Annotated in this window: 19 protein-coding genes and 1 other RNA gene; 16 read left to right on the forward strand and 4 right to left on the reverse strand. The window is 72.4% G+C overall.

The window, feature by feature from the left end; translation table 11 throughout:
* Positions 1–255 precede the first annotated feature (255 nt).
* Entirely contained in the window at positions 256–1,980 is a 1,725-nt protein-coding gene (locus tag ACF059_RS15280) for a protein kinase (protein ID WP_392056784.1), read from the forward strand.
* A 169-nt stretch (positions 1,981–2,149) separates the two neighbouring features.
* Positions 2,150–3,403: a serine/threonine-protein kinase gene (locus tag ACF059_RS15285; RefSeq protein ID WP_392056787.1), complete on the forward strand. Its 1,254-nt coding sequence runs from the start codon at positions 2,150–2,152 to the stop codon at positions 3,401–3,403.
* Positions 3,404–3,476: 73 nt separating this feature from the next.
* Here ACF059_RS15285 and ACF059_RS15290 read toward each other — a convergent pair whose 3' ends face one another.
* Positions 3,477–4,481: an isopenicillin N synthase family dioxygenase gene (locus ACF059_RS15290; protein ID WP_392056790.1), complete on the reverse strand. Its 1,005-nt coding sequence runs from the start codon at positions 4,479–4,481 to the stop codon at positions 3,477–3,479.
* Between the two features lie 315 nt (positions 4,482–4,796).
* Between ACF059_RS15290 and prfB the strand changes: the two genes are divergently transcribed.
* Positions 4,797–5,906, forward strand: coding sequence for a peptide chain release factor 2 (prfB, locus tag ACF059_RS15295; RefSeq protein WP_360899753.1), 1,110 nt, complete (start codon positions 4,797–4,799; stop codon positions 5,904–5,906).
* 90 nt (positions 5,907–5,996) lie between these two features.
* On the opposite strand, the gene ACF059_RS15300 is transcribed toward prfB, so the two are convergent.
* Positions 5,997–6,191 carry a hypothetical protein gene (locus ACF059_RS15300; protein ID WP_360899750.1) on the reverse strand — a complete coding sequence of 65 codons (195 nt, stop codon included), beginning with the start codon at positions 6,189–6,191 and terminating at the stop codon, positions 5,997–5,999.
* A 238-nt stretch (positions 6,192–6,429) separates the two neighbouring features.
* Between ACF059_RS15300 and ftsE the strand changes: the two genes are divergently transcribed.
* The 5 genes from ftsE (at position 6,430) to ssrA (ending at position 10,356) form a co-directional block, all read left to right on the forward strand.
* Positions 6,430–7,119, forward strand: a complete 690-nt coding sequence (ftsE, locus tag ACF059_RS15305; RefSeq protein WP_030011324.1) for a cell division ATP-binding protein FtsE — start codon at positions 6,430–6,432, stop codon at positions 7,117–7,119.
* A gap of 16 nt (positions 7,120–7,135) precedes the next feature.
* Positions 7,136–8,104 (forward strand): permease-like cell division protein FtsX, encoded by a 969-nt coding sequence (ftsX, locus tag ACF059_RS15310; RefSeq protein ID WP_360899747.1) that lies wholly within the window; start codon positions 7,136–7,138, stop codon positions 8,102–8,104.
* Positions 8,105–8,171: 67 nt separating this feature from the next.
* The gene (locus ACF059_RS15315; RefSeq protein WP_392056795.1) at positions 8,172–9,362 is read left to right on the forward strand and encodes a S41 family peptidase; all 1,191 of its coding nucleotides are present in this window, start codon (positions 8,172–8,174) and stop codon (positions 9,360–9,362) included.
* A gap of 18 nt (positions 9,363–9,380) precedes the next feature.
* Positions 9,381–9,866, forward strand: a complete 486-nt coding sequence (gene smpB / locus ACF059_RS15320) for an SsrA-binding protein SmpB (RefSeq protein ID WP_360899741.1) — start codon at positions 9,381–9,383, stop codon at positions 9,864–9,866.
* 101 nt (positions 9,867–9,967) lie between these two features.
* Positions 9,968–10,356, forward strand: a transfer-messenger RNA (tmRNA) gene (gene ssrA, locus ACF059_RS15325).
* Between the two features lie 82 nt (positions 10,357–10,438).
* Here the strand turns inward: ssrA and ACF059_RS15330 are convergent.
* On the reverse strand, positions 10,439–11,719 hold the full coding sequence (locus ACF059_RS15330) for an MFS transporter (RefSeq protein ID WP_392056798.1): 1,281 nt from the start codon (positions 11,717–11,719) through the stop codon (positions 10,439–10,441).
* An 84-nt stretch (positions 11,720–11,803) separates the two neighbouring features.
* Here ACF059_RS15330 and ACF059_RS15335 point away from each other — a divergent pair, with 84 nt between their 5' ends.
* The 8 genes from ACF059_RS15335 to ACF059_RS15370 all read left to right on the forward strand — a co-directional run bounded on the left by ACF059_RS15335 (position 11,804) and on the right by ACF059_RS15370 (position 21,676).
* Entirely contained in the window at positions 11,804–12,769 is a 966-nt protein-coding gene (locus tag ACF059_RS15335) for a LysR family transcriptional regulator (RefSeq protein WP_392056801.1), read from the forward strand.
* A gap of 97 nt (positions 12,770–12,866) precedes the next feature.
* Positions 12,867–14,237, forward strand: coding sequence for a nitrate/nitrite transporter (locus ACF059_RS15340; protein WP_392056804.1), 1,371 nt, complete (start codon positions 12,867–12,869; stop codon positions 14,235–14,237).
* Between the two features lie 95 nt (positions 14,238–14,332).
* On the forward strand, positions 14,333–15,508 hold the full coding sequence (locus tag ACF059_RS15345) for a uroporphyrinogen-III synthase (RefSeq protein ID WP_392056807.1): 1,176 nt from the start codon (positions 14,333–14,335) through the stop codon (positions 15,506–15,508).
* 9 nt (positions 15,509–15,517) lie between these two features.
* The gene (locus ACF059_RS15350; RefSeq protein WP_392056811.1) at positions 15,518–16,075 is read left to right on the forward strand and encodes a GNAT family N-acetyltransferase; all 558 of its coding nucleotides are present in this window, start codon (positions 15,518–15,520) and stop codon (positions 16,073–16,075) included.
* A 122-nt stretch (positions 16,076–16,197) separates the two neighbouring features.
* Positions 16,198–16,758, forward strand: coding sequence for a CGNR zinc finger domain-containing protein (locus tag ACF059_RS15355; RefSeq protein WP_392056814.1), 561 nt, complete (start codon positions 16,198–16,200; stop codon positions 16,756–16,758).
* 93 nt (positions 16,759–16,851) lie between these two features.
* Entirely contained in the window at positions 16,852–19,158 is a 2,307-nt protein-coding gene (locus tag ACF059_RS15360) for a UvrD-helicase domain-containing protein (protein ID WP_366867493.1), read from the forward strand.
* A gap of 469 nt (positions 19,159–19,627) precedes the next feature.
* Positions 19,628–21,031: an NAD-dependent malic enzyme gene (locus ACF059_RS15365; protein ID WP_366867492.1), complete on the forward strand. Its 1,404-nt coding sequence runs from the start codon at positions 19,628–19,630 to the stop codon at positions 21,029–21,031.
* A gap of 363 nt (positions 21,032–21,394) precedes the next feature.
* Positions 21,395–21,676 (forward strand): HU family DNA-binding protein, encoded by a 282-nt coding sequence (locus tag ACF059_RS15370; RefSeq protein WP_007264399.1) that lies wholly within the window; start codon positions 21,395–21,397, stop codon positions 21,674–21,676.
* A gap of 291 nt (positions 21,677–21,967) precedes the next feature.
* Here the strand turns inward: ACF059_RS15370 and murA are convergent, their stop codons facing one another.
* Positions 21,968–23,308, reverse strand: coding sequence for a UDP-N-acetylglucosamine 1-carboxyvinyltransferase (gene murA / locus ACF059_RS15375; RefSeq protein ID WP_361948421.1), 1,341 nt, complete (start codon positions 23,306–23,308; stop codon positions 21,968–21,970).
* Positions 23,309–23,310 lie beyond the last annotated feature (2 nt).

The raw sequence follows: 23,310 nt of genomic DNA on the forward strand, positions 1-23,310 counted from the left end.
GGTTCACCGCACCAGGGAAGACCGGGAAAATCGCCTCCGGCATACCCCTCAAACGTCACCCTCCGTACATATGTGCGGCAACCAACCTCCGGCGACCGGCGTCTTCCCGGGGGACACCCCCTAGAGTGGGCCGGAAAACCCAAGCAGCGGATCGACCACGCAAGCCGCCGCAACACGGCAGCGAGAACCGCGGCGGGACCGCGGCGAGAACCGCGGCAAGACGAACAGCAGGACGACAGCAGGGGAGCGCGAGACGTGCGGCCAGTCGGCAGCAAATACCTGCTCGAGGAGCCGCTCGGGCGCGGCGCCACGGGCACTGTCTGGCGTGCACGCCAGAGGGAGACCGCGGGCGCCGAGGCGGCCGTCGCGGGGCAGCCCGGCGAGACCGTGGCCATCAAGGTCCTCAAGGAGGAGCTGGCCCAGGACGCCGACATCGTCATGCGCTTCCTGCGCGAACGCTCGGTCCTGCTGCGCCTGACCCACCCCAACATCGTGCGCACGCGCGACCTCGTCGTCGAGGGCGATCTGCTCGCCCTGGTCATGGACCTGATCGAGGGCCCGGACCTGCACAAGTACCTGCGCCAGAACGGCCCCTTCACGCCGGTCGCCGCCAGCCTGCTCACCGCCCAGATCGCGGACGCGCTCGCCGCCAGCCACGCCGACGGCGTGGTCCACCGCGACCTGAAGCCCGCCAACGTGCTCCTCGACGAGCGCGGCGGACAGATGAAGCCGATGCTCACCGACTTCGGCATCGCCCGCCTCGCCGACTCCCCGGGCCTGACCCGCACGCACGAGTTCGTCGGCACCCCGGCCTACGTCGCCCCGGAGTCCGCGGAGGGCCGCCCGCAGACCTCCGCCGTCGACATCTACGGCGCCGGCATCCTCCTGTACGAGCTGCTCACCGGGCGTCCGCCGTTCGGCGGCGGCACCGCGCTCGAAGTGCTGCACCGCCACCTCAGCGAGGAGCCGCAGCGCCCCTCGACCGTGCCCGACCCGCTGTGGACGGTCATCGAGCGCTGCCTGCGCAAGGAGCCGGACGAGCGCCCCAGCGCGGTGAGCCTGGCCCGCGCCCTGCGCGTGGTCGCCGCCGGCATCGGCGTGCACTCCTCGGCCGCCGAGGTGGAGGCCGCGCTCGGCGTCGGCGCGATGCTCGCGCCCGACCCCTCGCCGGCGCCGGTCCCCGAGACCCCGGGCGCCGCGGACGCCACGCAGGTGCTGCCGACGGGCGCGGCCGCCGCGCCGATGGGCGCCTACGACCCGAACGCCATGACCAGCGTCATGCCGCCGGTCGGAGCGCCCGACCCCACCTCGGTCATGCCGCCCGTGGAGCGGCCGGACCAGCCGCACCCGTGGCAGTCGCAGCTCCAGGCCGCCCGGGACCGCAACGAGCAGACGCAGATGCAGTACCTCGACCCGAGCGAGGACCCCCTGCGCCGCCGGCCGCAGCGCCAGGCGCCCCCGCCGCCGCACCGGCCGCAGCAGGCTCAGCCGCAACAGCCGTACGGTCAGGGCTCGCCGCAGCAGCCTCCCCAGTACCGCCAGCCGCAGCAGCAGCCCCCGCACCAGCCCCAGCACCAGCAGTACGCGCCTCCTCCGCCGCCGCAGCACTACCAGCCGCAGCGTCAGCAGCACCAGCCTCAGCCGTACCAGCAGCCGCACCAGCCGCAGGCACCGCAGCAGCCCCAGTACCGCCAGCCGCAGCAGCCCCCGCAGGCTCCGCCGCAGCCCCCGGCCCCCCGGGAGCCGCGCGAGCCGCGTCGCCGCAGTGCCAACCCGGTGCGCATCCCCGGCCTCGGCTGCCTCAAGGGCTGCCTGGTCGTGATCCTGCTGTTCTTCGTGGCGGGCTGGCTGGTCTGGGAGCTCACGCCGCTCCAGGAGTGGGTCGGCACCGGGCGCGGCTGGTGGGACCAGCTGTGGACGTGGGGCAGCGACATCGTCGACTGGGTCGGCGCCCTGGGGGACTCCGGCTCGGCGCCGTAGGGGGCGTCACCAGGAGGCCCGTAGCGCCGACTTCGTGGATTTGTCGACTTCTGGGACGTGATTTCGCCCGCAGAAGTGAAGGTCGCCGCGAATCCGGCCCCCTGCTGGCCTCCAACGCCCATCCGGCCGCGTAGCTTTGATGCGTACGCCAGCCGCTGAGGGAGCAGTCGTGGCACGGAAGATCGGCAGCCGGTACACCGCGCACCAGATCCTGGGGCGGGGCAGCGCGGGCACGGTGTGGCTGGGCGAGGGACCTGACGGGCCCGTCGCCGTCAAACTGCTGCGCGAGGACCTCGCGTCCGACCAGGAACTGGTCGGACGGTTCGTCCAGGAACGCAGCGCACTGCTCGGCCTGGACCACCCGCACGTCGTATCCGTCCGCGACCTCGTCGTGGACGGCAACGACCTGGCCCTCGTCATGGACCTCGTCCGCGGTACGGACCTGCGCACGCGCCTGGACCGCGAGCGCCGGCTCGCTCCCGAGGCGGCCGTGGCGATCGTCGCGGACGTGGCCGACGCGCTGGCCGCGGCGCACGCGGCCGGGGTCGTGCACCGCGACGTCAAGCCGGAGAACGTGCTGCTGGACATGCAGGGCCCGCTCGGCCCGGGCGGCGCGCACCCGGCGCTGCTGACCGACTTCGGCGTGGCCAAGCTGATCGACTCCCCGAGGCGGGCCTCCGCCGGCCGGGCCTCGGCCCCGACGACCCGGATCATCGGCACCCCGGACTACCTCGCGCCGGAGATCGTGGAGGGCCTGCCCCCGCGCGCGGCCGTGGACATATACGCCCTGGCCACCGTCCTGTACGAGCTGCTGGCCGGTTTCACCCCCTTCGGCGGCGGCCACCCCGGCGCGGTGCTGCGGCGGCACGTGACGGAGACGGTCGTCCCGCTGCCGGGGATCCCCGACGAGCTGTGGCAGCTCATGGTGCAGTGCCTGGCCAAGGCCCCGGCCTCGCGGCTGCGGGCCTCGGAACTGTCGGTCCGGCTGCGGGACCTGCTGCCGCTGCTGGCCGGGATGCCCCCGCTGGACGTGGACGAGCCGGACGACGCGGAGCCGGAGCCTGCGCAGGAGGCGGCCGATCCGGTGGGCGACCCGGTGCGGCGGCGGGGCGTGGTCCCGCTGGTGCCGGGGTCCGCGACCGACTCCAACCGGGACACCCACACCTCGATGCGGGTGCCCGGGCCGGAGGAGCTGGCGGGCGGCGCGCTGGGAACCGCGCGGGTCCCGCGGCCCGCGGGCGGCCACCGCCCGGGCGCGGCCCGGCACCGGGCCGAGGCCGCGCGCAAGCGGAGGCTGGTCGTCTCGGCCGCGGCCGTCGCGCTGGCCGCGGCCGTCGGGGTCGGCACCTGGTTCGCCGTCTCGGGCGACGACGCCCCGGCCGCCCCGCAGGACAGCAAGCAGTCGGGCCCCCGCACCCCGTAACGCCGCTCGCCGTGGCCGGGGGCGCCGCCCCCGAACCCCCGCGCCCGACCGGCCCGGCCCCGCCGCGTACGGGCTACGCGCTCACCAGCTCCGGATGCCAGCGCCGCGCCACGGCGGGATGGGCGCGCACCCAGCCCTTCAGCTCGTTGCGGCCGTATTCGGCGTGCAGCGGGTTCGAGGCGTCGTGCGCGACGCCCGGCGCGGAGCGCAGGTAGGCGCCGGGCACCGTGTCGATCACCGCGTCGAGCCGCGGGTTGTAGAAGAACGGCACCGAATACCGCTCCACCGCACCCGGAGGGCTGACCACCCGGTGGTCGGTCGCCGTCAGGTAGCCCTCCGTCGCGATCTCCAGCAGCTCGCCCAGGTTCACCACGAACGCACCGGGCAGCGGCGGGACGTCGAGGTAGCCCCCGTCCCGGACCACCTGGAGCCCGCCGACCGAGTCCTGGAGCAGCAGCGTGAGGAAGCCGTAGTCCTTGTGCGCGCCGACGCCCTGGTCCGTGCCCGTCGGGGCCGATCCCGGGTAGCGGATCAGCTTGGTGTGCAGGTGCGGGCGGTCCGCGAAGGCCTCGTCGAAGAAGTCGGCCGGGGCGCCGATCGAGACGAGGATCTCCTGGAGCAGGCGGTGGGCCACCGCGGCGAGGCGGGACTGCCACTCCAGGACCGCCGTGCGCAGCTCCGGGAGCGCCGCGGGCCACTGGTTCGGCCCCTCCAGCCACAGGTACGCCGGGTCGTCCGGCCCCACCGCCGGCGCCGGCCGCTCGGCGCCGACGTCCAGCTGGTCCCGCCAGTCGCTGGCGCCGCCGGTCAGCTCGTGGCCGATCCGGGTGTAGCCGCGGAAGTGCGGGGAGTTCAGATTGCTGACGGCGAGCCGGTCGGCCTCCGGGAGGGCGAAGAACGCCCTGGTCAGGGCCAGGATGCGGTCGCTCTCGGCCGCGGTGATCCCGTGCCCGGTGAGGTGCAGGAATCCGGTGTCGCGGGCTGCCGCGTGCAGGTTCTTGAGGAAGTCGGCCCGCTGGGCGGGATCGTCGGCCTGGGAGAGGTCCAGGACGGGAAGAGAGGTGTGCGCGGACGGCATGACGGCTCCGTTTCGGGATGTCACGGGGTCCTGTTCCCCTTCAGGTGGCGGGGGCCGCGGGTGGGGAGGGTCGCCGGCAGGGGTGGCGCCGGGACGCTTGGGCCGCGTACAGGACCAAGTCGGATCGGGCTTGATCAGGCTTGGGACAGGTCCGGCGGCAGACAGCTCGTCGTCGTGACACGCATGTGGTCCACATGGCGGCGCTTGACGAGGCGAACGGTCATACGCTGAGCGTACGCCCGTACGACCCGCCATCAGTACGGGCGATCCGGCCTGCCCGGACGGCCTCCTCCGGGGACCGGCTACGCTGGACCCGTGGCAGTCGTCGATGTTTCCGAAGAGCTGAAGTCCCTCTCCTCGACCATGGGGTCGATCGAGGCCGTCCTGGACCTCGACAAGCTGAGGGCAGATATCGCCGTGCTCGAGGAGCAGGCCGCCGCGCCGTCCCTGTGGGACGACCCGGAGGCCGCCCAGAAGATCACGAGCAAGCTTTCGCACCTCCAGGCCGAGGTCCGCAAGACCGAGACCCTGCGCGGCCGCATCGACGACCTCGCGGTGCTGTTCGAGCTCGCCCAGGAGATGGACGACGCGGACACGCTCGCCGAGGCCGAGACCGAGCTGGTCTCCGTGCGCAAGGCGCTGGACGAGATGGAGGTCCGGACCCTGCTCTCCGGCGAGTACGCCGAGCGCGAGGCCCTGGTCAACATCCGTGCCGAGGCCGGCGGCGTCGACGCCTCCGACTTCGCCGAGCGCCTCCAGCGCATGTACCTGCGCTGGGCCGAGCGCCACGGCTACCCGACCGAGGTCTACGAGACCTCGTACGCGGAGGAGGCCGGCATCAAGTCGACCACCTTCGTCGTCAAGGCCCCCTACGCCTACGGCACCCTCTCCGTCGAGCAGGGGACCCACCGCCTCGTGCGGATCTCGCCCTTCGACAACCAGGGCCGGCGCCAGACGTCCTTCGCGGGCGTCGAGGTGCTGCCGGTCGTCGAGTCCAGCGACCACGTCGAGATCGACGAGGGCGAGCTGCGCATCGACGTGTACCGCGCCTCCGGCCCCGGCGGCCAGGGCGTCAACACCACCGACTCGGCGGTGCGCATCACGCACATCCCGACCGGCATCGTGGTCTCCTGCCAGAACGAGCGCTCCCAGATCCAGAACAAGGCCAGCGCCATGAACGTCCTCCAGGCCAAGCTGCTGGAGCGGCGCCGCCAGGAGGAGCAGGCCAAGATGGACGCCCTCAAGGACGGCGGCAGCTCCTGGGGCAACCAGATGCGCTCCTACGTCCTGCACCCGTACCAGATGGTCAAGGACCTGCGGACGGAGTTCGAGGTCGGCAACCCGCAGGCGGTGCTCGACGGCGAGATCGACGGCTTCCTGGAGGCCGGAATCCGCTGGCGCAAGCAGCAGGAGCAGACCGCGTAATCGGGATTGAGCAGCGCATGTGAACGACGCAAGGGCCCGGACACCCCTGGTGTCCGGGCCCTTGCGCGTCACGGCATGTGATCGGTGCGTCTACGCGGTCTGCTGGGCCACCAGGACCAGTGCCGCCACGAGGATCACCATGAGCGCGATGAGCGTCACGGGATTCAGGCCGGAGAAGGGGCCCTCCTGCTGCTGGAGGCGCTCCCGGTTCGCCCGGCACACCGGGCAGCGGCCCTGGCTGACGGGTGCGGCGCAGTTCGCGCACACGAGCCGGTCATATGTCATGCGCTCCTCCTCTCGTCCCCTTGGTCCTCTTACACATGCACAACGGCACGGGGGAGCACTCCGTTCCCCCTCCCACTGTGCCAGCTTCGGCGGCATTCGGCGCGGCCCGTCCGGGCAATCACCGGCGGGACCACCCCGCACCACGGGATAAATCGGGCAACTCGGGCTGCTGGGTCCCCACCCCGCGCCCGTTCGCGTATGGTCACGCACACCTACTCCCGGCGACCGTGGTGCACCCGTGATCCGATTCGACAGTGTCTCCAAGTCCTACCCGAAGCAGAGCCGCCCGGCCCTCAGAGAAGTCTCCCTCGACATCGCCAAGGGCGAGTTCGTCTTCCTGGTCGGCTCCTCCGGCTCCGGCAAGTCCACCTTCCTGCGGCTGATCCTGCGCGAGGAGCGGGCGAGCCACGGCCAGGTGCACGTCCTGGGCAAGGACCTCGCCAAGCTCTCCAACTGGAAGGTCCCGCAGATGCGGCGCCAGTTGGGGACCGTCTTCCAGGACTTCCGCCTCCTGCCCAACAAAACGGTGGCCGAGAACGTGGCCTTCGCGCAGGAGGTCATCGGCAAGCCCCGGGGCGAGATCCGCAAGGCCGTCCCGCAGGTCCTCGAACTCGTGGGCCTCGGCGGCAAGGAGGAGCGGATGCCGGGCGAGCTGTCCGGCGGTGAGCAGCAGCGCGTGGCCATCGCCCGCGCCTTCGTCAACCGCCCCGCCCTGCTGATCGCGGACGAGCCCACGGGCAACCTCGACCCCCAGACCTCCGTCGGGATCATGAAGCTGCTCGACCGGATCAACCGGACCGGCACCACCGTGATCATGGCGACGCACGACCAGCAGATCGTGGACCAGATGCGCAAGCGCGTCATCGAACTCGAACAGGGCCGACTCGTACGCGACCAGTCGCGCGGCGTCTACGGCTACCAGCACTGAAAGGCCCTTGAGTCGCATGCGCGCCCAGTTCGTCATGTCGGAGATCGGCGTCGGCCTCCGTCGCAATCTCACCATGACCTTCGCGGTCATCATCTCCGTGGCCCTCTCGCTGGCCCTGTTCGGCGGCTCCCTGCTCATGAGCGAGCAGGTGAGCCGGATGAAGGGCTTCTGGTACGACAAGGCCAACGTCTCGATCTACCTCTGCAACAAGCAGGACGCCCAGGAGGCGAGCGAGGCCGCCGCCAAGCCCGACGGCTCGGGAGGCGGCGCCGCGGGCGTGGCCACCTGCCGCAAGGGCGCGGTGACCGAAGAGCAGAAGAAGCAGATCGAGTCCGAGCTCAAGCAGATGTCCCTGGTCAAGTCCGTGGCCTACGAGTCCGCGGACGAGGCGTACAAGCACTACCAGGAGCAGTACGGCCACACCGCGCTGGCCTCCTCCATCACCCCCGACCAGATGCAGGAGTCGTTCCGGGTCAAGCTCAAGAACCCGGAGAAGTACAAGGTGGTCACCTCCGCCTTCGCGGGCCGCGACGGCATCCACACCGTCGACGACCAGCGCCAGGCGATCGACGACCTCTTCCGGATCCTGAACTACCTCAACTACGCCGCCCTCGGCATCATGCTGATCATGCTGATCGTGGCGCTGCTGCTGATCGTCAACACCGTGCGCGTCTCGGCGTTCAGCCGGAGGCGGGAAACGGGGATCATGCGGCTGGTGGGCGCCTCCAGCTTCTACATCCAGGTGCCCTTCATCATGGAGGCCGCCTTCGCCGGCCTCATCGGGGCGCTCTTCGCCTGTGTGATGCTCGTCTCCGGCCAGTACTTCGTGATCGACCACGGCGTCGGCCTGCGGGACAAGATCCAGCTCATCGACTTCATGGGCTGGGGATCGGTGCTGGCCAAGCTGCCCTACGTGCTGTTCATCGGCCTCCTGATGCCCTCCATGGCCGCCTTCATCGCCCTGCGCAAGTACCTGAAGGTGTGACAAGTGCCCCGCGCGCGGTCCGGTCAACCCTCCGAACCGGCACGGGGCTTGTCCTAGACTCGGCGCCATGCTGGGCTTGCCGAGTATTCCCGCCTCCAGTCTCCGGCCCCGCGACCAGCGTCGCGGGGCCGTTTTGACGTTGGCGTTCCTCGCCGCGGTCGCCGCCGGTGCGTGCACCGGCTGCTGGGACCGCGAGGAAGGCGCCGCCGCCGCGGCGGTCCTCGCGGACGCCCCCGCGCCCTCCGCGTCCCGCGGGGCCGGCACCGCCGACCGCGACGCGGTCGCCCGCGCCGCGGCCGAGGCCGCCGCCGAGGGCAAGTCCGGCAAGAGCGCCGCACAGGACGTGGTCAGCCGCAGCGGCGACCGCTGGGGCACCGTCTACGACCATGGCGAGTACGCCGCCTTCAGCGAGGGCCTCGACGGTCGCTGGACCGGGGTCGGCGTCTGGGCCGCGCGCGGCCCGGGCGGCGCGATCAAGGTCGAGAAGGTGCAGCCCGACAGCCCCGCCGCCCGCGCCGGGCTGCGCGCCGGGGACCGGCTCGTGAGCGTCGACGGGCACGCCGTCACCGGCCTCGCCGTGACCGACGTGGTCACGCTGCTGCGCGGTGAGGCCGGCACCCCCGTCGTGCTGAACCTGAGCCGGGACGGCGCGGACCTCACCGAGACGGTCCGCCGCGAGCAGTTGCGCAGTGAGCCGGTGACCGTACGGCAGCTCGGGGGCGGTGTCACCGTCATCAAGGTGGCCTCCTTCACCCGCGGCGCCGGCGAGCTGGTCAGGTCCGCGGTCCGCGCGGCACCGGCCGGCGGTGGGGTCGTGCTCGACCTGCGCGGGAACCCGGGCGGGCTGGTCGGCGAGGCGGTCACGGCCGCCTCCGCCTTCCTGGACGGCGGGCTCGTGGCCACGTACGACGTACGGGGGGACCAGCGGGCCCTCTACGCGGCCCCGGGCGGCGACACGGCCCGCCCGCTGGTGGCCCTGGTCGACGGCGGCACGATGAGCGCGGCCGAACTGCTGACGGGCGCCCTCCAGGACCGGGGCCGGGCGGTGGCGGTGGGCAGCCGCACCTTCGGCAAGGGCTCGGTGCAGATGCCGACCGAGCTCCCGGACGGCTCGGTGGCCGAGCTGACGGTGGGCACGTACCGCACTCCGGCGGGCCGCAGCCTCGACGGCGGCGGCATCACGCCGGACGTCCCGGCGGGCGAGCGGGCCGAGGAGCGGGCCGTCACGGTATTGGGTGGCCTCGGGGTGGGTCCGTAGTGCGAAAATGACCGCACTATGGCTAAGGAAAAAGGGCGCAAGCTGATCGCCCAGAACAAGAAGGCGCGTCACGACTACACGATCCTCGACACCTACGAGTGCGGTCTCGTGCTCACGGGCACCGAGGTGAAGTCCATGCGCCAGGGCCGGGCCTCGCTGGTGGACGGCTTCGTGTCGGTGGAGGGCCGCGAGGCGTGGCTCTACAACGTCCACGTGCCGGAGTACAGCCAGGGCACGTGGACCAACCACAGCGCCCGCCGCAAGCGCAAGCTCCTCATGCACCGGGAGGAGATCGACAAGCTGGAGCGCAAGGCGGACGAGTCGGGCCACACGATCGTGCCCCTGTCGCTGTACTTCAAGGACGGCCGCGCGAAGATCGAGATCGCGCTGGCCAAGGGCAAGAAGGAGTACGACAAGCGCCAGACGCTGCGGGAGAAGCAGGACACCCGCGAGACGAACCGGGCCATCTCGGCGGTGCGGCGCAGGCAGCGCGGTACGGTTTAATCTCCTGGCACGCAGTGGTCCACTTCGCGTACCATGGCGTCAGCACCACCCGCTCGCGGGTGGAGCGCTTGTGAATCAAACAATTGAACAGTGTGAAACATGGGGATGATCGGTTTCGACAGCGGATGTCGATGCAGGGGAAGCGAGCCGAGGAAGCGGCAATGATCTCGCTAACCACATGTCGCAAACAATAATCGCCAACTCCAAGAGCGATAACTCCCGCTTCACCCTCGCTGCCTAATAACAGTGAGCTGAAGCCTCTGTGAGGAGCGTCAGCCCGGAAGTGGTCCCGGTCCGGATCCTGGCGTCAACAAGGGATCTAAACCTCTAGCCCCGGTCACGGGGGTTGGAGGGAAATCAAACAGTGACTGAGCCCGTCGGAGACTTGTCCGTGTGATCTCCGGGGCTGAGAAAAGCGCAGCGGACTGCGCTCGGAGAAGCCCTGCTTCTGCACCGTTGGACGCGGGTTCGATTCCCGCCATCTCCACAACCCCATGTGGGCAAAGGCCCCGCGGCCTCTCGGCTGCGGGGCCTTCGTCATGCTGCGGGGCCTTTGCCGTGCGTGAGTCCGGTCAGCTGGTGCGAGCGGCGGCGCGGACGGTGGCGAGGGCCGTGAGGGCTGCTGCGGCCGGGAGGGCGTACGGGGCCGTGGGGCCGAGGTGGTCGACCAGGGTGCCGGCCGTGGCCGCGCCCAGGGAGATGCCCGCGAAGATGGCGGTGACGGCGAGGGTCATGCCCTCGTTGAGGCGGCCCGGCGGGGTCAGGGCGTGGACGCGGGACATCGCCGTGACCATGGTCGGGGCCGTGGCCATGCCGGCCAGCAGGAGGGCGCAGGCCAGGGCGGGCACGGAGCCGGTGGCCGCCGCGGCCCAGGGCAGGGTCATCAGGGCGGCCAGTGCGGCCACGCAGGCCGTCAGGGAGCGGGGGCGCAGGGTGCCGTAGAGCAGGCCGGCCAGGCAGGATCCCGCCGCCTGGAGGGCCAGGACCGGGCCGGAGGCCGCGCCCAGGCCGTGGGCGTCGAGGTAGGCGATCGAGGTGACCTCCATCGAGCCGAAGACCACGCCCGTGGCGACGAAGAGGGGCAGCAGCGGACTCAGGGCGCGCAGCGGCGAGCCGCGCCGGGGCGCCTTCGTCACCGGGGGCTCGGTGGAGCGGCAGGAGGTGAAGACGAGCATGCCGGTGAGCAGCAGGGCCGCGCCGACGAGGGTGCCCGCCTCGGGGAAGACGGCGGTGCACAGGAAGGCGGCCACGACCGGGCCGAGCATGAAGCACAGCTCGTCCGCGGCCTGTTCGAAGGACATCGCCGTGTGGTGGGAGGCGGGGGTGTCCCGCAGCAGGTGCGTCCAGCGGGCGCGGGACATGCCGCCGATGTTCGGGGTGGTGGCGGTCGCGGCGTAGGAGGCGAAGAGGGTCCAGGCGGGGGCCTGCGTACGGACGCACGCGATCAGCGAGAGCGAGCCGAGGACCGCGATCAGCGTGGCCGGCACGGCGATCCGGGCCTGGCCGTGGCGGTCGACCAGCCGGGCGGTCCAGGGCGCGACCAGCGCCGTGGCGGCCAGACCGGTCGCCGTGACCGCGCCGGCGAGGGCGTACGAGCCGCGCTGGCCCGCGATCATCATGACCGCGCTGACCCCGAACATGCCCATGGGGAGCCGGGCGAGGAGGTTGCCCGCGGTGAACCCGCGGGTGCCGGGGAGCGCGAACAGGCGGCGGTACGGGCCCGGCGTCCGGCGGGCGGGACGGGTGGGGGGCCGGGCGGCGGCCGGGGCGATGACGAGGGTGCCGCCGGTCACCGTCATGCGGGGGGCGGGGACGGCAGGAGGGGCGGCGGTCAGGGTGGTGGTGGCGGGCATGACAAGAGCCTCGCGCCGCACCCCCGGACGGGTCCAACACCTGTTCGGAGCCCATTCACGCCCTTGTGTTGTTAGTCTCCGGGGATGATGCCCCGTGATGTGGACCCCCGACTGCTGCGCGGGTTCGTCGCCGTCGCCGAGGAGCTGCACTTCACCCGCGCCGCCGCCCGCCTGTACGTCGCCCAGCAGGCGCTCAGCCGTGACATCCGGCGGCTCGAACAGGCCCTCGGGGCCGTGCTGTTCGTCCGCACCACCCGCGCCGTCGAGCTGACCGCCGACGGGGAGCGGCTGCTGCCGCCGGCCCGCCGGGTGCTGGCCGCGCACGAGGAGCTGGCCGCCGCCTTCACCGCACCCCGCCCCCTGCTCGTCGACCTGAACACGGCCGGGCCCAGCACGGGCCGCGTCGTCCTGGAACGGGCCCGCGAACTCGCCCCGGACTGCGAGCTGATGGCCCGCTTCGAGAGCGGGCTGACCCACGCCGCCGCCGAGATCGCGGCCGGGCGCCTCGACGTCTCCTTCGGCTACGCCGACGGGCTCGGCCCGGCGCTGCGGACGCCGCTGGCGCAGCTGTCCGTACGGTACGAGCCGCTCGCCGTGCTGCTGCCCGAGGGCCACGCCCTGGCCGCGCGCCAGGCCGTACCGCTGGACGCGCTGGCCGGGGAGACCGTGTACGCGGGCGCCGGGAACCCGCGGACCCTGGAGTGGACGGGGCTGGCGCGCGAGCTGTTCGCCGGGCGGGGCATCCGGATGGCGCCGCCCGCACCGGTGGCGGTGGGCGAGGAGGAGTTCAGCCGGGTGATGGCCAAGACCGGCCATCCGGTGCTGGCGACCGTGGACTTCCTCGACATGCCGGGCTGCGTGAAGCGGCCCCTGGTCGACCCCGTCCCCCTGTCGCCGCTGTCGATGGTGTGGCGCAAGGGCTTCGGGCACCCGGGGCTGGACGCCCTGCGCGCCGCGGCCGCCTCCCTCGCGGCGGAGCGCGGATGGCTGGAACCGCCGCCGGGCAGCCGGCTCCCGGCAGGGCTCACACACGCGGCCGGCGGCGGGTGAGAGCAAGGTTTCCCGGCGGTCATCCGGCGGGGACCGAGGCCGAAACGCACCCTTCCTACGGTCGTCACCACGGACGCGACAGCTGTGGAGGCGTGTGATGACCGGTACGACCGCACCGCGCAAGGGGGGCCGCTGGATCGAGCGGTGGGATCCCGAGGACGAGACCTTCTGGAAGGAGACGGGGGAGCGGACCGCCCGCCGCAACCTGGTCTACTCCGTGCTCTCCGAGCACATCGGGTTCTCCATCTGGTCGCTCTGGTCCGTGATGGTCCTCTTCATGAGCCCCGCCTACGGGATCGACCCGGCGGGCAAGTTCTTCCTGATCGCGACCGCGACCTTCGTCGGCGCGCTCGTGCGGGTCCCGTACACCTTCGCCGTCGCCCGCTTCGGCGGCCGCAACTGGACCGTCTTCAGCGCGCTGCTGCTGCTCGCCCCGACGACGGCCGCGATCGTGGTGATGGAGCCCGGGACCTCGTACGGGACCTTCCTGCTCGTCGCCGCCCTCACCGGGGTGGGCGGCGGCAACTTCGCCTCCTCCATGACCAACATCAACGCCTTCTTCCCGCTGCGGAAGAAGGGCTGGGCGCTCGGCCTGAACGCCGGCGGCGGCAACATCGGCGTGCCCGTGGTCCAGCTGGCCGGACTGCTCGTCATCGCCACCGCCGGTGCCACCCACCCGCGGCTGCTGCTCGGCGCCTACCTGCCGCTGATCGTGCTCGCGGCGGCCCTGGCGGCCGCACGGATGGACAACCTGGCGCCCGTGCGCAACGACACCGGCGCCGTCCGCGAGGCCGTCAGGGACGCGCACACCTGGATCATGTCGTTCCTCTACATCGGGACCTTCGGGTCCTTCATCGGATACAGCTTCGCCTTCGGACTGGTCCTCCAGACCCAGTTCGGGCGCACCCCGCTCCAGGCCGCCTCCCTGACCTTCATCGGACCGCTGCTCGGCTCGCTGATCCGGCCGGTGGGCGGGGCGCTGGCGGACCGGTTCGGCGGGGCCCGGATCACCCTGGGGACGTTCGTGGCGATGGCGGCGGCGACCGGGGTGGTCGTCTTCGCCTCGCAGCGGCACTCGCTGGCGGTCTTCCTCGTCGGTTTCGTGGCGCTGTTCGTCCTGTCCGGCCTCGGCAACGGCTCGACGTACAAGATGATCCCGGGCATCTTCCAGGCCAAGGCGCTCGCCCGCGGCATGGACGGCGAGGCCGCCGCGGCGTACGGACGCCGGCTCTCCGGCGCGGCCATGGGCCTGATCGGGGCGGTCGGCGCCCTCGGCGGACTGGGCATCAACCTGGTCTTCCGCGAGGCGTTCCGCACCTCCGGCTCGGGCACGGCCGCCTTCGTCACCTTCCTCGGCTTCTACGCCGTGTGCTGCGCGGTGACCTGGGCGGTATACCTTCGCCGGCCGGCGGCCGCGGTGATCGCCTCGGCAGGGGTCGAGGCGAAGCCGCAGCTCACGTCGGTGTAACCGCGGCGAAATACGGGTGAACCGAGACCGACACGCCGCCTTGGCACTCTCGGTTCACCCGTACCGCCCCCCATGCAGTCAGTAGGCAGGTCACGATGGACGACACGAAGACCGGCCCGCTCGCGGGCTTCACCGTCGGGGTCACCGCCGCCCGGCGGGCTGACGAACTCATCGCGTTGCTGCGGCGGCGCGGAGCGGCGGTACTGCACGCGCCGGCGCTGAGGATCGTGCCGCTCGCCGACGACAGCGAGCTGCTGGCCGCCACGAAGGAACTGATCGGCCTCGCGCCGGACGTGGTCGTGGCCACCACCGCCATCGGCTTCCGCGGGTGGATCGAGGCCGCCGACGGCTGGGGGATCGGCGAGGAGCTGCTGGAGCGGCTGCGGGCCGCCGAACTGCTGGCGCGCGGACCGAAGGTGAAGGGCGCCATCCGGGCCGCCGGGCTCGTGGAGACCTGGTCCCCGGAGTCGGAATCGCTCGCCGAGGTACTGGAACGCCTGCTGTCGGCCGGGGTGGCCGGGCGTCGGATCGCCCTCCAGCTGCACGGGGAGCCCCTGCCGGGCTTCGTCGAGGCGCTGCGGGCCGGCGGCGCCGACGTGGTCGTGGTCCCGGTGTACCGGTGGATGGCCCCGGAGGACCTCGCGCCGCTGGACCGGCTGCTGGACGCGATCGTCTGCGGCGCGGTCGACGCCGTCAGCTTCACCTCGGCCCCGGCGGCGGCCTCGCTGCTGTCTCGGGCCGAGGAACGGGGCGTACGGGAGGCCGTGCTGGACGCGCTGCGCGGCGGGGTGCTCTCCGCGTGCGTGGGGCCGATGACCGCGCTGCCGTTGCAGGCGCAGGGGGTGGACACGGTGCAGCCGGAGCGGTTCCGGCTGGGCCCGCTGGTGCAGCTGCTGTGCCAGGAGCTGCCGGGCCGGGCCCGGGTGCTGCCGGTCGCCGGCCACCGGGTGGAGATCCGCGGCCACGCGGTCCTGGTCGACGAGGAGTTGAGGCCGGTGCCGCCCGCCGGGATGGCGCTGCTGCGGGCGCTGGCCCGGCGGCCGGGATGGGTGGTGTCCCGCGCGGACCTGCTGCGGACGCTGCCGGGCGCGGGCCGCGACGAGCACGCGGTGGAGACGGCGATGGCCCGCCTGAGGGTGGCCCTGGGAGCGCCGAACCTGATCCAGACCGTGGTCAAGCGCGGCTACCGGCTCTCGCTGGACGCGGGCGGCGAGGCCAAGTACGGAGAGCTCCCGACCGATGCGGTGACGGCCCGGGGGGTTCTGGGTTAGCGTGCCCGGATGATCATTGACGGGGTGGAGATGAGGAGCGTCGCGCCGGGCGACGCCGCCGGACTGGCCGAGGCGTTCGCGCGCAACCGGGCCCACATGGCGCCCACGGAGCCGACCCTCTTCCGGCCGGACGCCTTCTACACCGAGGCGGGGCAGCGGGAGCGGATCGAGCAGCAGCTGGAGTCGTGGGCCGCCGGACGGCTGCTGCCGTACGTCTTCGTGGACCTCGCCGAGGGGACGATGCTGGGCACCATCAACCTCGGCAACATCCAGCACGGGCCGCTGAGCAGCGGCGGGCTCGGCTACTGGGTCGACCGGGCCTGGCACGGCAGGGGGCTCGCCACGGCAGCGGCCAAGGAGGTCTGCCGCATCGCCCGCGACGAGCTCGGCCTGCACCGCGTCGAGGCCGGGACGCTGGTCGACAACCTGGCCTCGCAGCGGGTGCTGGCGAAGGCGGGCTTCGAGCAGTACGGGCTCGCCCCGCGCTACCTGCACATCAACGGGGCGTGGCGCGACCACTGCCTGTTCCAGCGGCTGCTGCACGACGACCCGCCGGTGGGCGCATAGGGGCGGCCCCCCGGACGACCCGCGCGGCGAAAGCCCCCGGCACCGCTACCGGTCCGGGGGCTTCCGCTGCGACCTGCCCGCGGGCAATCTGGTACGGCACCCCACGACGGGAGGCTGACGGCATGCGGTTCGACTGCGGGCGGGTCTGCCTGGACCTGGTGGCCACCTTCGCCCCCCGTGAGGGGATCCGGGACGGTGACGCGCTGCGGCTGTGGCTCGCCGGGGCGGGGCTGGTGCCCGACCGGACCCCGCTCGCCCGGGTGGGGCCCGACTGGGCGGCCGCCTTCCGGGCCCTGCGCGCAGACGTGCAGACCCTCGTACGGGCGCAGCTGCTCGGGAGCGAGCCCGAGGAGGGCGCTTTGGCCCGGGTCAACGCGCTGGCCGCCGGACCACCCCCCGGGCTGTGCGCCGTACGGGACCAAGAGGGGCACCTCGTACGGGAGTTGTGCGGCGGCGTCGAATGCGGGGCGCTGCTCGCGGCCGTCGCCCGCGACGCCGTCGAGCTGCTCACCGACCCCGGCGAGCTGGCCTTGCTGCGGGCCTGCGAGGGCGACGGCTGCACCCGGCTCTACCTGGACACGTCCCGCGGCCACCGGCGCCGCTGGTGCTCCAGCGAGCTGTGCGGCAACCGGGAGCGGGTCGCCCGGCACCGCCGCCGGGCCCTGTCGGCCGGTTCCGCCTGACCCGGTGATCACCGGTTCCGGAACGGGCGTGCGGACAGGGCCCCGGTTCGCGTACGGTTGACGGTCGCCCATGCACGTCAGAAGGGGGCCTTGGTGGCCGCGCAGAATGCCGCTGTCGACAGCACGGCGGATTCCGTCCGCGATCGGGAGATCGCGGTCGAGCAGACGCATCTCGACCAGGTGTACAGACGCCTTGAGGAGAAGATCCACGAGGCTGAGTTCCTCATGAACGACGCCGCCCAGCGCGGCCAGGTCGGCACGCCCGGCGCGCTCGCCGAGCGCGACGCGCAGGTCTTCCGGGCGGGCATCCACCTGAACCGGCTGAACAACGAGTTCGAGGACTTCCTCTTCGGCCGCATCGACCTGGTGCGGGGCAAGGACGGGGAGAAGGGGCCGGACGGCGCCTTCACGTCGGTCGAGCCGGCCGACGACGCGATCCGCGAGGACCTCACGGCCGACATCGCCGAGACCCTGCACATCGGCCGCATCGGGGTCCTGGACTCCGACTACGCGCCGCTGGTCATCGACTGGCGCGCGCCCGCCGCCGCACCCTTCTACCGCTCCACGCCCAAGGACCCCGGCCGCGTCGTGCGCCGCCGCGTCATCCGCTCCAAGGGCCGCAAGGTCCTCGGCGTCGAGGACGACCTGATGAGACCGGAGGTCACGGCCTCCCTCGACGGCCGCGAGCTGCCCGCCATCGGCGACGGCGCGCTGATGGCCGCCCTCGGCCGGGCCCGTACGCACTCCATGCGCGACATCGTCTCCTCCATCCAGGCCGAGCAGGACCTGGTCATCCGGGCCCCCGCCACCTCGGTCGCCGAGGTCGCCGGCGGCCCCGGCACCGGCAAGACCGCCGTCGCCCTGCACCGCGCCGCCTACCTGCTCTACCAGGACCGGCGCCGCTACTCCGGCGGCATCCTGATCGTCTCCCCGACCCCGCTGCTCGTCGCCTACACCGAGGGCGTGCTGCCCTCCCTCGGCGAGGAGGGCCAGGTGGCCATCCGGGCGCTCGGCTCGCTCGTGGACGGCGCGGAGGCCACCACCTACGACTCCCCGGCCGTGGCCCGCGTCAAGGGCTCCTCCCGGATGCTCAAGGTGCTCCGCAAGGCCGTACGGGGCGCACTGGAGCTCGGCGGCGCCCCCGACCGGCTGCGCGTGGTGGCCTTCGGCCGCCGCCAGGAGCTGGAGGCCGACGAGCTGAACCGGATCCGGCAGAACGTGCTCAGCGGCACCGCCCCCGTCAACCTGCTGCGCCCGCGCGCCCGCAAGCTGCTGCTCGACGCCCTCTACGCGAAGTCGGGCGGCGCCGGGCGGCACAGCGACCCCGAGCTGGCCGCCGAACTGCGCTCCGCCTTCGACGAGGACATCTCCACCGAGGACGCCTTCATCGGCTTCCTGAACGCCTGGTGGCCCGAACTCACCCCGCGCGCCGTGCTCGCCGCGCTCGCCGACGAGCGCCACCTCGGCCGCTGGGCGCGCCGGGACCTCAACCAGCGCGAGATCCGCCAGCTGGCCCGCTCGCTGCGCCGGGTGGGCCCGGACGGCAAGGGCCCGCTGTCCGTGCACGACGTGGCGCTGCTCGACGAGCTCCAGCAGCTGCTCGGCGCGCCCGCCCGGCCCAAGCGCAAGCGGGAGATGGACCCGCTGGACCAGCTCAGCGGGCTGGAGGAGCTGATGCCGACCCGCGAGGAGACCCAGTGGGAGCGGGCCGAGCGGCTCGCGGCGGAGCGCACCGAATACGCGCACGTCATCGTCGACGAGGCCCAGGACCTGACGCCGATGCAGTGGCGGATGGTGGGCCGGCGGGGCCGGACGGGCACCTGGACGGTGGTCGGCGACCCGGCGCAGTCCTCGTGGACCGACCCGCAGGAGGCGGCCGCGGCCCGCGACGAGGCCCTGGGCAACCGGCCGCGCCGGCGGTTCACCCTGACGGTCAACTACCGCAACCCGGCGGAGGTCGCCGAGGTCGCGTCCCGCGTGCTGCGGCTGGCCATGCCCGGGATGGAGCCGCCCACGGCGGTGCGCTCCACGGGCCTGGAGCCCCGGTTCACGGCGGCGGGCGGGGACCTCGCGGCCACGGTCCGCGAGGAGACCCGGCGCCTGCTGGAGCAGGTCGACGGCACCGTCGGCGTGGTCGTGGCCATGGACCGGCGCGAGCAGGCCGCGGGCTGGCTCGCGGACCTGGGCGAGCGGGCGGTGGCGCTGGGCAGCCTGGAGGCCAAGGGCCTGGAGTACGACGCCACGGTGGTCGTCTCCCCGGCGGAGATCGCGGACGAGTCCCCGGCGGGCCTGCGGGTGCTGTACGTGGCGCTGACGCGGGCGACGCAGCAGCTGACGGTGGTGTCGGCCGACCGGGACAAGCCCGGCGCGGACGGGGTGCCGGAGCTGCTGCAGCCGTAGGGGAGGCCGCGGGCGGGCCCGGGCGCGGCCCGGCCGGGGCGCGCCCGTAGGGCCGTATGGCCCGCGGCCAGGAGCGTGGTGCTTTTGAACCGACTTCGAGCGGGGGGACCCGTTCTGGCGATCCTTTGTTAGCCTGGGTACGGCACCGACTCGATCCAAGCCCCCGGGCCCAACCTTCGTCGCCTAGAGCGACCTCTTGCCGCGAGGCGAGCATGGCGGGTCGGTGTCATATACGTGTGCATCACCAGGTCCGCGTCCTCCACCAGTGGAGGGCGCGGACCTGTTTTGTGTGGTCCCACCATTCCGAAGCTCCAGACAATCTCGTATGGTGGAAGAGTCTTTCCGAAATTTGTAGCTGGTTACCTCGTACTGGCTGGTAGGTGGGACGATCGGACAACAGGTCCCGCACCACCTGCCGTGGAGCGGGCCCCGTGTACAGCGAACCAGGGACAGAAGAGGAAACACGGCCATGGCAACGGCGCCCAGCGTCTCGTATTCGATGACGGTCCGTCTGGAAGTGCCCGCGAGCGGAACCGCGGTCTCCCAGCTCACCACCGCCGTGGAGTCCTCCGGCGGCTCGGTCACCGGCCTCGACGTGACCGCCTCCGGCCACGAGAAGCTCCGGATCGACGTCACCATCGCCGCGACCTCCACCGCGCACGCCGACGAGATCGTCGAGAAGCTGCGCGGGATCGAGGGCGTCAGCCTCGGCAAGGTCTCCGACCGCACCTTCCTGATGCACCTCGGCGGCAAGATCGAGATGGCGTCCAAGCACCCCATCCGCAACCGTGACGACCTCTCCATGATCTACACCCCGGGCGTGGCCCGCGTGTGCATGGCGATCGCCGAGAACCCCGAGGACGCCCGGCGCCTGACCATCAAGCGCAACACCGTCGCAGTCGTGACGGACGGCTCCGCCGTGCTGGGCCTCGGCAACATCGGCCCCATGGCCGCCATGCCGGTCATGGAGGGCAAGGCGGCCCTCTTCAAGCGCTTCGCCGACATCGACGCCTGGCCGATCTGCCTCGACACCCAGGACCCCGACGAGATCGTGGCCGCCGTCAAGGCGATCGCCCCCGGCTTCGCGGGCATCAACCTGGAGGACATCTCCGCGCCGCGCTGCTTCGAGATCGAGGCCCGACTGCGCGAGGCCCTCGACATCCCCGTCTTCCACGACGACCAGCACGGCACCGCGATCGTCGTGCTCGCCGCCCTGACCAACGCACTTCGCGTCGTGGGCAAGGCAGTTGGGGACGTCAAGGTCGTCATGTCGGGCGCCGGCGCGGCCGGTACCGCCATCCTCAAGCTGCTCCTCGCGGCGGGCGTCAAGAACGCCGTCAGCGCCGACATCCACGGCGTCGTGCACGCCGGGCGCCCCGACCTCGTCGACGCCGCCCCCGACTCCCCGCTGCGCTGGATCGCCGACAACACCAACCCCGAGGGCTACACGGGCACGCTGAAGGAGGCCGTGGTCGGCGCCGACGTCTTCATCGGCGTCTCGGCCCCGAACGTGCTCTCCGGCGAGGACGTCGCCGCCATGGCGGAAGGCGCGATCGTGTTCGCGCTCGCGAACCCGGACCCGGAGGTGGACCCGGCCGTGGCCCGCCAGACCGCCGCCGTCGTCGCCACCGGCCGCTCCGACTTCCCGAACCAGATCAACAACGTGCTGGTCTTCCCGGGTGTCTTCCGCGGTCTGCTGGACGCCCAGTCCCGCACGGTGAACACCGACATGATGCTGGCCGCCGCGGCGGCCCTGGCGGACGTCGTCGGCGAGGACGAGCTCAACGCGAACTACATCATCCCGTCGGTGTTCAACGACAAGGTCGCGGGCGCGGTCGCGGGCGCCGTCCGCAAGGCCGCCTCGGCGGGCTGAGAACCGCCGCGGAGCCGGTGGGGCGGGCCCTGTGACCGCCCTCACGGACTCCTGATCCCGGCGCGTCGCGAGATGCGGGCCCGGTGGGCCGCCTCTAGGGTTGCGGGGATGCCCCCGGGGTCCGCAGTCCCCAGCAGCGTGTGAGCGAAGGCGTGGACGGAGTGTCACCGCGGCGTGACTGTGGCGCTTTTCGTGTGACCCCGGAGGGTGCCGGATTGGCTTTCCCGCCGCTGGTGGGGGCAGGATGCGTAACCGGGCGAGAGGGTCTGACGTTCAGACCCGGGTCCGGGGACTGTCCTAGGGCCCTGGCAGCATCGGCTTCGATCTCACGCCTCTAAGGCAAGTTGAACACGGGAGTACAACATGAACCGCAGTGAGCTGGTGGCCGCTCTGTCCGAGCGCGCCGAGGTGACCCGCAAGGACGCCGACGCCGTTCTGGCCGCGCTCGCCGAGACCGTCGGCGAGATTGTCGCCAAGGGCGACGAGAAGGTCACCATCCCCGGCTTCCTGACCTTCGAGCGCACCCACCGTGCCGCTCGCACCGCGCGCAACCCGCAGACCGGCGACCCCATCCAGATCCCGGCCGGCTACAGCGTGAAGGTCTCCGCGGGCTCCAAGCTCAAGGAAGCCGCCAAGGGCAAGTAGTCCTGCCCCTGGCGCCGGAGGCCGCACAGGCCCCTGGAACGGCAGAGGCGCGCAGTAATACGTAGAACGGAAGGGCGGCCACCCCGGGCGGGGCGGCCGCCCTTCCGCCGTGTGCGGGCCTTCGCGGCCCCGCCAAGGCCCCCGTCAAGGCCCCCCGCAGGGCCGCGCAGGGCCCCGTAGGGCCGCGTACGCCCCGTAGCGGGTCCCCGGGTCACCCCGGGCACGGGAAAGCCCCCCGGGCCCTTGCGGCGCCCGGGGGGCTTTCGTCCGTACGGCAGGACGCGGTACGGCTCAGACGAGGTCGCCGCCCGGCAGCTCGACCTTCGCGCCGAGCTCGACGAGCTTCTCCATGAAGTTCTCGTAGCCGCGGTTGATCAGGTCGATGCCGTGCACCCGCGAGGTGCCCTCGGCCGCCAGCGCCGCGATCAGGTACGAGAACCCGCCGCGCAGGTCCGGGATGACCAGGTCGGCGCCCTGCAGCTTGGTGGGGCCGGAGACGACCGCCGAGTGCAGGAAGTTGCGCTGCCCGAAACGGCAGGCCGAGCCGCCCAGGCACTCCCGGTACAGCTGGATGTGCGCACCCATCTGGTTGAGCGCGGAGGTGAAGCCGAGGCGGGACTCGTAGACCGTCTCGTGGACGATCGACAGGCCGGTCGCCTGCGTCAGGGCCACGACGAGCGGCTGCTGCCAGTCGGTCTGGAAACCGGGGTGTACGTCGGTCTCCAGCGCGATGGCCTTGAGCGGGCCGCCCGGGTGCCAGAAGCGGATGCCGTCGTCGTCGATCTCGAACGCCCCGCCGACCCGGCGGTAGGTGTTCAGGAAGGTCATCATCGAGCGCTGCTGGGCGCCGCGCACGTAGATGTTGCCGCCGGTGGCCAGGGCCGCGGAAGCCCACGACGCGGCCTCCAGACGGTCCGGGAGGGCCTTGTGGTTGTAGCCGCCGAGGCGGTCGACACCGGTGATCCGGATGGTCCGGTCGGTGTCCATGGAGATGATCGCGCCCATCTTCTGCAGGACGCAGATGAGGTCTTCGATCTCCGGCTCCACCGCGGCGTTGCTGAGCTCGGTGACGCCCTCGGCCAGGACGGCCGTCAGCAGCACCTGCTCGGTCGAGCCGACCGAGGGGTAGGGCAGCCGGATCTTGCAGCCGCGCAGGCGCTGCGGGGCCTCCAGGTACTGACCGCCCTCGCGCTTCTCGATGGTCGCGCCGAACTGGCGGAGCACCTCGAAGTGGAAGTCGATCGGCCGGCCGCCGATGTCGCAGCCGCCCAGGCCCGGGATGAAGGCGTGGCCGAGGCGGTGCAGCAGGGGGCCGCAGAACAGGATCGGGATGCGCGACGAGCCCGCGTGGGCGTCGATGTCGGCGACGTTCGCGCTCTCGACGTGGGAGGGGTCGAGCACCAGCTCGCCCGGCTCCTCGCCGGGACGGACCGTCACGCCGTGCAGCTGGAGGAGCCCGCGCACGACCCGCACGTCACGGATGTCGGGAACGTTGCGCAGCCGGCTGGGTTCGCTGCCGAGCAGAGCGGCGACCATGGCCTTGGGCACGAGGTTCTTCGCACCGCGGACACGGATCTCGCCCTCAAGCGGGGTACCGCCGTGGACAAGCAGGACATCGTCTGTGCCGGTCATGA

Source organism: Streptomyces sp. NPDC016562 (genome assembly GCF_043076955.1).
Lineage (GTDB): Bacteria > Actinomycetota > Actinomycetes > Streptomycetales > Streptomycetaceae > Streptomyces.